Here is a 13,088-nt window from a genome sequence, read left to right on the forward strand (position 1 = left end):
AAGCATTACAGGGCTGCGATAACCGCCTGCTGCTCAATCAGTTTGGTTTTTGCATCGGCGAAAGCAACCAGACGCTCACGCTCTTTGGCGATGACCGCTTCCGGCGCGCGGGCGACAAAGCCTTCGTTCGCCAGTTTGCTTTCGATTTTGCCAATTTCCACGTCGACTTTCGCCACTTCCTTCGCCAGACGCGCCAGCTCGGCATCTCTGTCGATCAGACCCGCCATTGGGATCAGCAGCTCGGCGCCGTCGATGATTTTGGTCACAGAAACCGGACCTTTGTCATCGGCAGGCAGCACGGTGATGCTCTCCAGACGCGCCATGGTTTTCAGGAAGGTGCTGTTCTCATTCACACGACGAACGGCAGCCTCGCTGCAACCGCGCAGCAGCAGTTCCAGCGGCTTGCTCGGGGCGATATTCATTTCTGCACGAACGTTACGCACAGCAACAATCGCCTGTTTCAGCCATTCGGTATCAGCTGATGCGGCTTCATCTACTTTAGCGGCATCGAACTCCGGGAACGGCTGCAGCATGATGGTGTCGGCGTTGATACCTGCAATCACCTTCACACGCTGCCAGATGGTTTCGGTAATGAACGGAATGACCGGGTGCGCCAGGCGCAGCAGACCTTCCAGCACGGTGATCAGCGTATTACGCGTACCGCGCAGTTCTGCTTCAGAACCACCGTTCATCACCGGCTTCGCCAGCTCCAGATACCAGTCGCAGAACTGGTTCCAGGTGAATTCGTACAGAATGCCTGCCGCGATGTCGAAGCGGAAGCTGTCCAGCGCGTCACGGAAGGCTTTCACCGTCTGGTTGAATTCCGCCAGGATCCAGCGGTCTGCCAGCGACAGCGTCATCTCGCCGCCGTTAAAGCCGCAATCCTGGTCTTCGGTATTCATCAGCACGAAACGGCTGGCGTTCCACAGCTTGTTACAGAAGTTACGGTAACCTTCCAGACGCTTCATGTCCCAGTTGATGTCGCGGCCGGTAGAGGCCAGCGCCGCCAGGGTGAAGCGCAGGGCGTCGGTACCGTGAGACTCAATCCCGTTCGGGAACTGCTTCTCGGTACGCTTGCGGATCTTCTCGGCCAGCTGCGGCTGCATCATGTTGCCGGTACGTTTTTCCAGCAGCTCTTCCAGCGAGATACCGTCGACCATATCCAGCGGGTCAATAACGTTACCCTTGGATTTGGACATCTTCTGACCTTCGTCGTCGCGGATAAGGCCAGTCATGTAGATCGTCTTAAACGGGATCTGCGGTTTGCCGTCTTCATCTTTAATAAAGTGCATGGTCATCATGATCATGCGGGCGATCCAGAAGAAGATGATGTCGAAGCCGGAAACCATCACGCTGGTTGGGTGGAACTGACGCAGGGCGTCGGTATTTTCCGGCCAGCCGAGGGTAGAGAAGGTCCAGAGTGCGGAGGAGAACCAGGTATCCAGCACGTCTTCGTCCTGACGCAGGGCAACGTCAGCGCCCAGGTTGTTTTCCTGACGCACTTCGTCTTCGGTGCGGCCAACGTAGACGTTGCCTTCGTTGTCATACCACGCCGGAATACGGTGGCCCCACCACAGTTGACGGGAGATACACCAGTCCTGAATGTCACGCATCCAGGAGAAGTACATGTTTTCATACTGCTTCGGTACGAACTGGATGCTGCCGTTTTCAACCGCTTCAACAGCAGGTTTAGCCAGCACGTCGGCACGGACATACCACTGGTCGGTTAACATTGGCTCGATAACCACACCACCACGGTCGCCGTACGGCACGGTCAGATCGTGAGGCTTGATCTCTTCCAGCAGGCCGAGTGCGTCTACGGCAGCGACAATCGCTTTACGCGCGGCGAAGCGTTCCAGCTTCTGGAACTCGGCCGGGATGTCGCTGGCGTAAACGTCAGATTCGTTGCCTTTAGTGTCATACACTTCTGCGCTTTCACGGATATCGCCGTCGAAGGTCAGAATGTTGATCATTGGAAGCTGATGACGACGACCCACTTCGTAGTCGTTGAAGTCGTGGGCCGGGGTGATTTTCACGCAGCCGGTGCCTTTTTCCATGTCGGCGTGTTCGTCGCCCACAATCGGAATACGGCGGTTAACCAGCGGCAGTACCACAAATTTACCGATCAGATCTTTGTAGCGCGGATCTTCCGGGTTAACGGCCACACCGGTATCGCCCAGCAGGGTTTCCGGACGAGTGGTAGCAACCACCAGGTAATCTTTACCGTCTGCGGTTTTTGCGCCGTCGGCCAGCGGATAGCGGATGTGCCACATCGAGCCTTTTGACTCGCGGTTTTCCACTTCCAGGTCAGAGATGGCGGTGCGCAGTTTCGGGTCCCAGTTTACCAGGCGCTTGCCACGGTAAATCAGGTCCTCTTTATACAGACGGACAAACACTTCTTTCACAGCGTTGGAGAGGCCTTCGTCCATGGTGAAGCGCTCGCGCTCCCAGTCCACGGAGTTGCCGAGACGACGCATCTGGCGGGTGATGGTGCCGCCAGATTCTGCCTTCCACTGCCAGATTTTGTCGATGAACGCGTCGCGACCGTAGTCGTGGCGGGTTTTACCCTCTTCAGCGGCAATTTTACGCTCAACGACCATCTGGGTCGCGATACCCGCGTGGTCAGTCCCCGCCTGCCACAGGGTGTTTTTACCCTGCATGCGCTGGTAGCGGATCATGGTGTCCATGATGGTCTGCTGGAAAGCATGACCCATATGCAAACTGCCGGTGACGTTCGGCGGCGGGATCATGATGCAGAAGGACTCTTTGCTTTCATCGCCGTTAGGCTTGAAATAGCCCTGCTGTTCCCAGTGCTCGTAAAGCGGCTGTTCGATATCGCGTGGGTTATATGTCTTTTCCATTATTTCCAGGTTGCCGTATTCAGGTTAAAACCAGCCAGGCGGTACGCTTTATAGCGTTCGCGCGCCAGTTGTTTCAGGGAATCTTCGTAGGGGACAAAGTCTACCACTTCTGTGAAAGCGGTGGCAAAATCTGCAAAGCCAGTACGCAGGCTTATCAGGATATCGCGCGCGCTGCTGTTACGTTTTTGTGGCCAGGCTATCTCCACCGGGGCACCGCCACGCGGCCCTTCACCCGACAGATTGTGCGGGACAAAACTCTCGGCAGGTCGCGCCCATAGCGCCTCATCAAGACGAATGGCTTGCTGCTCATCTTCACAGGCGATGAGCACGCGCTTGCCACTGCGCCAACGTTCTGCGGCAATGTCACACACCAGTTGTTCAACGGCGCTCAGGCCATCCTGTTGTGTATCGTTGTCCAGAATATAGAACGTTGCGTTTTTCATGATATGGGGCTTCTTGTGGTGATTTTAAATGCGAAACCGGGTGGCATCTGCCACCCGGCTTTCGGGTTTACTCTTCGCCGTTAAAGCCGGCGCGGTTGAGCAGGAACTGCGACAGCAGCGCAACCGGACGACCGGTGGCGCCTTTGGCTTTGCCGGAGCGCCATGCGGTACCCGCGATGTCGAGGTGTGCCCAGTTGTACTTACGGGTGAAACGCGACAGGAAACAGCCCGCGGTGATGGCACCACCCGGACGGCCGCCGATATTCGCCATATCCGCGAAATTCGACTCCAGCTGATCCTGGAACTCGTCGGCCAGCGGCAGTCGCCATGCGCGGTCGCCAGCCTGCTCGGACGCGCCAATCAACTCGTGCGCCAGCGGATTGTGGTTCGACATCAGGCCGGTGATGTGATGGCCCAGCGCAATGACGCAGGCCCCGGTCAGGGTTGCCACATCGATAACCGCTTCAGGTTCGAAGCGCTCAACGTAGGTCAGGACGTCGCACAGCACCAGGCGGCCTTCGGCATCGGTGTTCAGCACTTCAACGGTCTGACCGGACATGGTGGTCAGCACGTCGCCTGGGCGGTATGCGCGGCCACCCGGCATGTTTTCACAGCCGGCCAGTACGCCGATAACGTTAAGCGGAAGTTGCAGCTCCGCCACCATACGCATGACACCGTACACGGCCGCCGCACCGCACATGTCGTACTTCATCTCATCCATGCCTTCGGCAGGTTTGATGGAGATACCGCCGGAGTCAAAGGTCAGGCCTTTACCCACCAGCACAATAGGGCGTGCGTCTTCCGATGGATTGCCCTTGTATTCAATGACCGACATCAGGGATTCGTTCTGGGAACCATTTCCCACCGCGAGGTAGGAGTGCATGCCCAGCTCTTTCATCTGCTGCTCGCCAATCACGCGGGTGATGACGTTTTTGCTGTAAGAGTCGGCCAACTGACGCGCCTGCGAGGCCAGATAGCCGGCGTTACAGATGTTTGGTGGCATATTACCCAGATCTTTCGCGGCTTTAATACCGGCCGCGATGGCCAGGCCATGCTGAATCGCACGTTCACCGCTGGTCAGTTCACGGCGGGTAGGCACGTTAAAGACCATTTTACGCAGCGGACGACGGGGTTCGCTTTTATTGGTTTTCAGCTGATCGAAGCTGTACAGCGACTCTTTTGCCGTCTCAACGGCCTGACGCACTTTCCAGTAAGTGTTACGGCCTTTAACGTGCAGCTCGGTGAGGAAGCAGACCGCTTCCATTGAGCCAGTATCATTCAGCGTATTGATAGTTTTCTGAATAACCTGTTTGTACTGGCGCTCATCCAGCTCACGTTCTTTACCGCAGCCGATCAGAAGAATACGCTCGGACAGCACGTTCGGAACATGATGCAGTAATAAGGTCTGTCCCGGTTTGCCTTCCAGTTCGCCACGGCGCAGCAGGGCACTAATATAGCCGTCGCTGATTTTGTCGAGTTGCTCGGCGATGGGGGAGAGGCGGCGGGGCTCAAAGACACCCACAACGATACAGGCGCTCCGCTGTTTCTCCGGGCTGCCGCTTTTTACACTGAACTCCATGCACTACGCTCCTGAATCTTAAAGACAACAGCGGCCGCTACGGATAGAATTGAAACCTTTCGTAACTCATGCCCGCTGTTGCGGTGACTTCGTGTTAATCTTACGTTATTACGGTTTCGACACATCATTACATCTTCTGAAGCGCGAATCCGTCGGGTGTTCTAATCTTAGCGATGATTTCGACGACTCAAGAGAATAAATGACGTTTAAGCCATGAAACAAGCGATTTTCCAGCAAAAAGACGGGTTTTTACGGGCGTATTTAATGTGATAATCATAAGATATCTGGTGCGGGAGACGCTCAAAAGCCAGCTGGCAATACTCTTCATCCTGCTTCTGATTTTTTTCTGTCAGAAACTGGTGAGGATCCTCGGTGCAGCGGTCGACGGCGAAATTCCTACAAATCTGGTGCTTTCCCTCCTCGGGTTAGGCGTGCCTGAAATGGCGCAGCTGATCCTGCCGTTGAGCCTTTTCCTCGGATTGCTGATGACGCTCGGTAAACTCTATACCGAAAGTGAAATCACCGTCATGCACGCCTGTGGACTGAGCAAAGCGGTACTGGTAAAAGCCGCCATGGTACTGGCGTTGTTTACCGGTATCGTTGCCGCCGTCAACGTGATGTGGGCAGGCCCCTGGTCATCGCGCCATCAGGATGAAGTGCTGGCTGAAGCGAAAGCCAACCCCGGCATGGCTGCCCTGGCCCAGGGACAGTTCCAGCAAGCCAGCGACGGCAACTCGGTCCTGTTTATCGAAAGCGTTGACGGTAGCCGGTTCAACGACGTTTTCCTCGCGCAAATTCGACCGAAAGGCAATGCCCGTCCCTCCGTGGTGGTGGCTGATTCAGGCCAGCTTTCTCAGACTAAAGATGGGTCTCAGGTCGTCACGCTGAACAAAGGCACCCGCTTTGAAGGCACTGCCATGTTGCGCGATTTCCGTATTACCGACTTCCAGAACTACCAGGCGATCATTGGTCACCAGGCGGTCGCGCTGGACCCGAGCGATACGGATCAGATGAACATGCGTACGCTCTTCACCACCGATACCGATCGCGCCCGGGCAGAGTTGCACTGGCGTATTACGCTGGTATTCACCGTGTTTATGATGGCACTGATGGTGGTTCCGCTGAGCGTGGTCAACCCGCGTCAGGGACGTGTGCTGTCAATGCTGCCGGCGATGCTGCTCTATCTGGTCTTCTTCCTGCTGCAGACCTCCATAAAATCGAACGGTGGGAAAGGCAAAATCGACCCGGTTATCTGGACCTGGGCGGTCAACGTGCTGTATCTGTTGCTGGCCATCGCGCTTAACCTTTGGGATACCGTGCCGATGCGCCGTTTCAGATCCCGTTTTATGCGTAAAGGAGCGGTGTAATGCAGGCTTTTCGCGTTTTAGACCGCTATATCGGTAAAACCATTTTTACCACCATCATGATGACGTTATTCATGCTGGTCTCCCTCTCCGGCATCATCAAGTTTGTTGATCAGCTGAAAAAGGCCGGGCAGGGGAGTTACGACGCTCTGGGTGCAGGTATGTATACCCTGCTCAGCATGCCAAAAGATGTGCAGATCTTCTTCCCGATGGCGGCGCTGTTAGGTGCCCTGCTGGGTCTGGGGATGTTGGCACAGCGCAGTGAACTGGTTGTCATGCAGGCCTCTGGCTTCACCCGTATGCAGGTGGCGCTGTCGGTCATGAAAACCGCCATTCCACTGGTGCTGCTGACCATGGCCATCGGCGAATGGGTGGCACCGCAGGGCGAGCAGATGGCGCGTAACTACCGTGCGCAGGCCATGTACGGCGGCTCGCTGCTCTCAACCCAGCAGGGGCTGTGGGCGAAAGACGGAAATAACTTTGTCTATATCGAACGCGTGAAGGGCGACAACTCCCTTGGCGGCGTAAGCATTTATAGCTTTAACGATCAGCGCCGCCTGCAGGCGGTACGTTATGCAGCATCGGCGACCTTTGATGCAGAGAATAAACTTTGGCGTCTGTCGCAGGTTGACGAGTCTAACCTGCAGGATCCAAAACAGATCACGGGCTCGCAAACCGTCAGTGGCACCTGGAAAACCAACCTGACGCCGGATAAGCTCGGCGTGGTGGCACTGGATCCGGACGCGCTCTCTATCAGTGGCCTGCACAACTATGTGAAGTATCTTAAGTCGAGTGGCCAGGATGCCGGTCGTTATCAGCTCAATATGTGGAGCAAAATCTTCCAGCCGCTCTCCGTGGCGGTCATGATGTTGATGGCTCTCTCCTTTATCTTCGGGCCGCTGCGTAGCGTAGCCATGGGCGTGCGCGTCGTCACCGGGATTAGCTTTGGCTTTGTCTTCTACGTGCTGGACCAGATCTTCGGTCCGCTGACCCTGGTGTATGGCATACCGCCGGTGATTGGTGCCCTGCTGCCAAGCGCATCTTTCTTCGTTATCAGCCTCTGGCTGATGCTAAAACGCTCCTGACCTGCTTTACCCCTCTCTCCCCGTCGTGGGAGCGAGGGGGATCTCCCGCTCTACCCCGCACTTTTTCGCACAACCTTCAACGTCTTGCCTGAAATTTGAGTATGATTGTGCGATGAAGCCGTGAAGGAATCCTCTATGAAGCAAATTCGAATGCTGGCGCAGTACTACGTCGATCTCATGATGAAGCTTGGCCTGGTACGCTTCTCCATGTTGCTCGCCCTGGCGCTGGTAGTGCTGGCGATTGTGGTACAGATGGCGGTGACCATGGTGCTGCATGGGCAGGTCGAAAGTATCGACGTCATCCGCTCTATTTTCTTCGGTCTGTTGATTACCCCCTGGGCGGTCTACTTCCTGTCGGTGGTGGTCGAGCAGCTCGAGGAGTCGCGTCAACGCCTCTCCCGGCTGGTGGAGAAACTGGAGGAGATGCGCGAGCGCGATCTGAAGCTCAATGTTCAGTTGAAGGACAACATTGCACAGCTTAATCAGGAAATTTCAGATCGTGAAAAAGCCGAAGCAGAGCGCCGCGTAACGCTGGAGCAGCTGAAGGTCGAGATGAAAGAGCGTGAAGAGACGCAGATCCAGCTCGAACAGCAATCCTCTTTCCTGCGTTCGTTTCTTGATGCTTCACCGGATCTGGTCTTCTACCGTAATGAGGATAAAGAGTTCTCCGGCTGCAACCGGGCAATGGAACTGCTGACCGGCAAAAGTGAAAAACAGCTGGTTAGCCTCAAACCGCAGGACGTCTATTCCGAAGAGGCGGCGGCAAAAGTCATTGAAACGGATGAAAAAGTCTTCCGTCACAACGTCTCTCTCACCTACGAACAGTGGCTGGATTATCCGGATGGGCGCAAAGCCTGCTTTGAGATCCGCAAAGTTCCCTATTACGACCGCGTGGGTAAACGCCATGGCCTGATGGGCTTTGGCCGTGATATTACCGAACGTAAGCGCTATCAGGATGCGCTGGAGCGCGCCAGCCGGGATAAGACCACCTTTATCTCGACCATCAGCCATGAGCTGCGTACGCCTCTAAACGGTATCGTCGGGCTAAGCCGTATTCTGCTTGATACCGAGCTGTCTGCCGAGCAGGAGAAATACCTTAAGACTATCCATGTTTCAGCCGTGACGTTGGGGAATATTTTCAACGATATTATCGACATGGATAAGATGGAGCGGCGTAAAGTTCAGTTGGATAACCAGCCGGTAGACTTCACCAGCTTCCTGGCCGACCTGGAAAATCTGTCAGGCCTGCAAGCGCAGCAGAAAGGTCTACGCTTTGTGCTGGAGCCCACCTTGCCGTTGCCCCATAAAGTGGTCACCGATGGTACGCGTCTGCGCCAGATTCTGTGGAATCTGATCAGTAACGCCGTCAAGTTTACGCAGGCAGGGCAGGTGTCGGTGCGGGTTCGCTACGGCGAAGGGGAGATGCTGCATTTTGAGGTTGAAGACTCAGGGATCGGCATTCCGCAGGAAGAGCAGGATAAGATCTTTGCCATGTACTATCAGGTGAAAGATAGTCAGGGCGGTAAGCCTGCCACCGGCACCGGTATAGGTCTGGCAGTATCGCGTCGTCTGGCGAAAAGCATGGGCGGCGATATCACCGTCTCCAGCAACCGGGGTAAGGGCTCGCTGTTTGCTCTGAGCGTGCATGCTCCGGCGGTGGCAGAAGAGGTGGAAGATACCTTCGCTCACGATGATTTACCGCTGCCCGCGCTGCACGTCTTGCTGGTGGAAGATATTGAACTTAACGTCATTGTGGCGCGCTCGGTGCTGGAAAAACTGGGCAGTAGCGTGGATGTCGCCATGACCGGGACTGCCGCGCTGGAGATGTTCACGCCAGGCGAATATGACCTGCTGTTGCTTGATATCCAGTTGCCGGATATGACCGGGCTGGATATTTCGCGTGAGCTCACGCGTCGCTACAGCCGTGACGAGTTGCCGCCGCTGGTGGCGCTGACCGCGAACGTGCTGAAGGATAAAAAAGAGTATCTGGAGGCCGGGATGGACGATGTGCTGAGCAAGCCGCTGTCCGTACCTGCTCTCACTGCCATGATTAAGAAGTACTGGGATACCTGTGACGAAGAGGAGAGCACCATGACGAAGGTTGATACCGATAAAGCGCATACCTTGCTGGATATCGCCATGCTTGAACAATACATCGAACTGGTTGGCCCGAAGCTGATTACCGATGGGCTGGCGGTCTTCGAGAAGATGATGCCTGGCTATTTAGCGGTGCTGGAGTCGAACCTGACCGCGCGCGATCAGAAAGGCATCGTGGAAGAGGGGCATAAAATTAAAGGCGCAGCGGGCTCGGTAGGTTTGCGTCATCTGCAACAGCTTGGTCAGCAGATCCAGAGCCCCGATCTTCCTGCCTGGTCCGATAATGTCGGTGAATGGGTCGAAGAGATGAAGCAAGAGTGGCAGAACGATGTGGCGGTATTGAAAGCGTGGGTAGAAAGCAGAAAAAAATGACCCCGGCTAAACCGGGGTGCGCGAATACTGCGCCAACACCAGGGAAATCTTGGCTGCGCCTGTAGAGAACATTGTTATCATTTTGGAACCAGACGCCGCCTCAAAATTTAGGCCGCACGCAGTTAAGATAGCAAATCTTAAATACTTTGTTACATGAATCAGTGAAATATGTGAAGCATAGCGTTTTAATCAGAATTATTAATAAGCTTCAGTCACTTGCTATAAGGAATCGGCATGATGAAAAAGGTTGGCGTAGTGCTTAGCGGTTGTGGTGTTTATGACGGGGCTGAAATCACCGAGTCCGTCCTTACGCTCCTGGCGTTGTCCCGGGGAGGTGCGCAGGCAATCTGTTTTGCCCCCGATAAAGTCCAGTCCGACGTCATTAATCATCTGACTGGCGAAGCGATGGCCGACAGCCGTAACGTGCTGATCGAAGCGGCGCGCATCGCCCGTGGAGATATTCATCCGCTCAATATGGCGAAGGCAGAGGCGCTGGATGCGCTGATCGTACCTGGCGGATTCGGTGCGGCAAAAAACCTGAGCAACTTTGCTGCGCAGGGAAGCCAGTGTGAAGTTGATGACGATCTGAAAGCGCTGGCGCTGCAGATGCACCAGCAGGGCAAACCCCTGGGTTTTATCTGCATTGCGCCGGCCTTGCTGCCAAAGATTTTTGATTTCCCGCTGCGCCTGACCATCGGCACCGATATCGATACTGCCGAGGTGATCGAGGAGATGGGCGGTGAACATGTTCCCTGCCCGGTGGAAGATATCGTTGTCGATGAAGATAACAAAATCGTCACCACACCTGCGTATATGTTGGCACAGACTATCGCCGAAGCCGCTGCGGGCATTGATAAACTGGTCGCACGCGTACTGGTGCTGACGGAATGATTGTGAAGATGTTCAAGCGCTGGCTGCTGCGGATTGTGTTGGTGCTGGCGGTGTTCTGGGGCGGCGGCATTGCGCTGTTCAATATTCTACCGGTGCCATTTTCTGCGGTAATGGTAGAGCGTCAGCTTAGTGCCTGGTTCGCGGGAAACTTCAGCTATGTGGCGCATTCCGACTGGGTGAGCATGGATGAGATCTCCCCCTGGATGGGGCTGGCAGTGATAGCCGCTGAAGATCAGAAATTCCCGGAGCACTGGGGGTTTGACATGGGCGCCATTGAAAAAGCGTTGGCGCATAACGAACGCAATGAGAACCGGATCCGTGGTGCATCGACGCTTTCCCAGCAAACGGCCAAAAACCTCTTTTTGTGGGATGGACGTAGCTGGGTGAGAAAAGGGCTGGAAGCCGGGCTGACGTTAGGTATGGAGACCGTCTGGAGCAAGAAGCGGATCCTGACGGTGTATCTCAACATCGCCGAGTTTGGTGAGGGGGTATTTGGTGTGGAGGCTGCGTCTCAACACTATTTCCATAAACCTGCCAGTAAGCTAAGCCCCGCTGAAGCCGCGCTTCTCGCAGCCGTTCTGCCAAACCCAATTCGCTTTAAGGCCAGCGCACCGACGGGTTACGTGCGTAGCCGCCAGGCGTGGATCCTGCGGCAGATGCGGCAGTTAGGCGGCGAAGGCTTTATGCAGGCGCACAAGCTCTACTAATCTTCGTCGAACCCGGCGTTAAACAGCGCAATGACCGCGGCCAGCGCCTCTTCTTCCTGAGGCCCCGTCGCTTCAATTTCAATCTGGCGGCCCTTAGCGGAATCGAGCATCAGCAGTGCAATCACGCTGTTCGCTTCCGCTTCGGCACCTTCGTCGTTACGTAGCAGAACCTCTGCGTCGAAGCCCTGCATCAGCTCAAATAGCTTCATGGCCGGGCGGGCGTGCATTCCCAGCTTATTGGTGACTTCCACGGTCTGCTTTACGGTCATGTTTTACGTTTTTCCAGCGTGCGATGACGCGACTGAACGTTTTTACCGCGAGAGCGGAAATAGTCAGCCAGTTGCTCGGCAATGTAGACCGAACGGTGTTTACCGCCCGTACAGCCAATCGCCACAGTCAGATAGCTGCGGTTATTGGTCTCCAGCATAGGTAACCATAGCTCAAGATAGCTACGAGTCTGGTAGATAAAGTTATGGACTTCAGTATGCCGATCAAGGAAGGCCGCTACCGGCTTATCCAGACCCGTCATTGGGCGCAGTTTAGGATCCCAGTGTGGGTTTGGCAGGAAGCGTACGTCAAAGACGTAGTCGGCATCGATAGGGATACCGTGCTTGAAGCCAAAGGACTCAAACACCATGGTCAGCTCACGTTCGCGTTTACCCAGCAGGCGGGTACGCAGCATCTCGGCCAGCTCATGCACTGACATCTCAGAGGTATCTACGATCAGATCCGCGCGGGAACGCAGCGGCTCCAGTAGATCGCTCTCTTCATCAATAGCGCTTTCCAGCGACAGATTCTTACTGGAAAGGGGGTGCAGACGACGGGTGTCGCTATAACGACGGATTAACGTATTGCGGTCGGCATCAAGGAAGAGCAGCTGCGGGGAAAACGCTTCCGGCAGGCTGCTCATGGCCTGTTCGAAGATCTCCGGGGATTCCGGCATATTTCGTACGTCGATACTGACGGCCGCCGAGATTTGTCTGTCTGCCAGCGTTCGTGCCAGGTCGGGCAACAGCACCACCGGCAGGTTATCTACGCAGTAAAAGCCCATATCTTCCAGCGCACGCAGGGCGACGGATTTACCCGACCCGGAACGTCCGCTGACGATCATCAGCACCATGAAACTTTTCTCCTCAGGACAGCAAATGTCATAGCCATTACCCGATTACGCATCATCCTGGTTGCCTTCCGCTTCCGTGATAATTTGATAAAGCTCTTCGTCACTCTGCGCAGCGCGCAGGCGGCGACAAATGGTTTTGTCTGCCAGGCGTCTGGCGACCAGCGACAGCGTATGCAGATGGGTTTTCGTTTGATCGGCAGGAACCAGCAGCGCAAACAGCAGGTCGACAGGCTGATTGTCGATGGCATCAAAGGCGATCGGTGTTTCCAGCTGCACAAAGACGCCCACGGCGCGCAGGGTGTCCTCTTCCAGCTTGCCATGCGGAATGGCGATGCCGTTACCGATACCGGTACTGCCCATTTTTTCACGGGTCAGGATGGCTTCAAACACCACTTGCGGCGCTAAGCCCAGCTGTTTAGCCGCCAGTTCGCTGATGATCTCCAGCGCACGTTTTTTGCTCTGGCAATGAACGGCACTGCGGGTACATTCCTGGTTAAGGACATTGCTCAGTTGAAGAGCGGAATCGTTATTTATCATAATTTCACCTAAGCGCTAACGATACAAAGGGC

Annotated in this window: 11 protein-coding genes; 5 read left to right on the plus strand and 6 right to left on the minus strand. The window is 55.3% G+C overall.

Going from position 1 to position 13,088, the window contains the following annotated elements; translation table 11 throughout:
* Positions 1 to 5: 5 nt before the first annotated feature.
* From B2Q93_RS04765 to pepA, 3 genes are all read right to left on the minus strand, one after another.
* Positions 6 to 2,861: a valine--tRNA ligase gene (locus tag B2Q93_RS04765; RefSeq protein WP_286808725.1), complete on the minus strand. Its 2,856-nt coding sequence runs from the start codon at positions 2,859 to 2,861 to the stop codon at positions 6 to 8.
* Positions 2,861 to 3,304 (minus strand): DNA polymerase III subunit chi, encoded by a 444-nt coding sequence (holC, locus tag B2Q93_RS04770; RefSeq protein WP_040073860.1) that lies wholly within the window; start codon positions 3,302 to 3,304, stop codon positions 2,861 to 2,863. The genes B2Q93_RS04765 and holC overlap by 1 nt, the downstream gene beginning before the upstream one ends.
* A 67-nt stretch (positions 3,305 to 3,371) precedes the next feature.
* Positions 3,372 to 4,883: a leucyl aminopeptidase gene (gene pepA, locus B2Q93_RS04775; protein ID WP_040073861.1), complete on the minus strand. Its 1,512-nt coding sequence runs from the start codon at positions 4,881 to 4,883 to the stop codon at positions 3,372 to 3,374.
* 266 nt (positions 4,884 to 5,149) lie between these two features.
* Here pepA and lptF point away from each other — a divergent pair, with 266 nt between their 5' ends.
* From lptF to mtgA, 5 genes are all read left to right on the plus strand, one after another.
* On the plus strand, positions 5,150 to 6,250 hold the full coding sequence (lptF, locus tag B2Q93_RS04780; protein ID WP_040073862.1) for an LPS export ABC transporter permease LptF: 1,101 nt from the start codon (positions 5,150 to 5,152) through the stop codon (positions 6,248 to 6,250).
* Positions 6,250 to 7,332, plus strand: coding sequence for an LPS export ABC transporter permease LptG (lptG, locus tag B2Q93_RS04785; RefSeq protein WP_040073863.1), 1,083 nt, complete (start codon positions 6,250 to 6,252; stop codon positions 7,330 to 7,332). The genes lptF and lptG overlap by 1 nt, the downstream gene beginning before the upstream one ends.
* A 135-nt stretch (positions 7,333 to 7,467) precedes the next feature.
* Positions 7,468 to 9,801, plus strand: a complete 2,334-nt coding sequence (arcB, locus tag B2Q93_RS04790; protein ID WP_286932028.1) for an aerobic respiration two-component sensor histidine kinase ArcB — start codon at positions 7,468 to 7,470, stop codon at positions 9,799 to 9,801.
* Positions 9,802 to 10,038: 237 nt separating this feature from the next.
* The gene (gene elbB, locus B2Q93_RS04795) at positions 10,039 to 10,692 is read left to right on the plus strand and encodes an isoprenoid biosynthesis glyoxalase ElbB (protein ID WP_286932367.1); all 654 of its coding nucleotides are present in this window, start codon (positions 10,039 to 10,041) and stop codon (positions 10,690 to 10,692) included.
* Between the two features lie 8 nt (positions 10,693 to 10,700).
* The gene (gene mtgA, locus B2Q93_RS04800; RefSeq protein WP_249220296.1) at positions 10,701 to 11,399 is read left to right on the plus strand and encodes a monofunctional biosynthetic peptidoglycan transglycosylase; all 699 of its coding nucleotides are present in this window, start codon (positions 10,701 to 10,703) and stop codon (positions 11,397 to 11,399) included.
* Here the strand turns inward: mtgA and npr are convergent.
* The 3 genes from npr to ptsN are packed head-to-tail and all read right to left on the minus strand — an operon-like array spanning position 11,396 to position 13,056.
* Positions 11,396 to 11,668 carry a PTS phosphocarrier protein NPr gene (gene npr, locus B2Q93_RS04805; RefSeq protein WP_286932030.1) on the minus strand — a complete coding sequence of 91 codons (273 nt, stop codon included), beginning with the start codon at positions 11,666 to 11,668 and terminating at the stop codon, positions 11,396 to 11,398. The genes mtgA and npr overlap by 4 nt on opposite strands.
* A complete protein-coding gene (gene rapZ / locus B2Q93_RS04810; protein WP_040073867.1) occupies positions 11,665 to 12,519 on the minus strand; it encodes an RNase adapter RapZ in 855 nt (284 codons plus the stop codon). Before rapZ ends, npr begins: the two co-directional genes overlap by 4 nt.
* 45 nt (positions 12,520 to 12,564) lie before the next feature.
* Positions 12,565 to 13,056 (minus strand): PTS IIA-like nitrogen regulatory protein PtsN, encoded by a 492-nt coding sequence (gene ptsN / locus B2Q93_RS04815; protein WP_040073868.1) that lies wholly within the window; start codon positions 13,054 to 13,056, stop codon positions 12,565 to 12,567.
* Positions 13,057 to 13,088 lie beyond the last annotated feature (32 nt).

It is taken from the genome of Leclercia sp. UBA5958 (assembly GCF_002430365.1).
Classification (GTDB): Bacteria; Pseudomonadota; Gammaproteobacteria; order Enterobacterales; family Enterobacteriaceae; genus Enterobacter; species Enterobacter pneumoniae.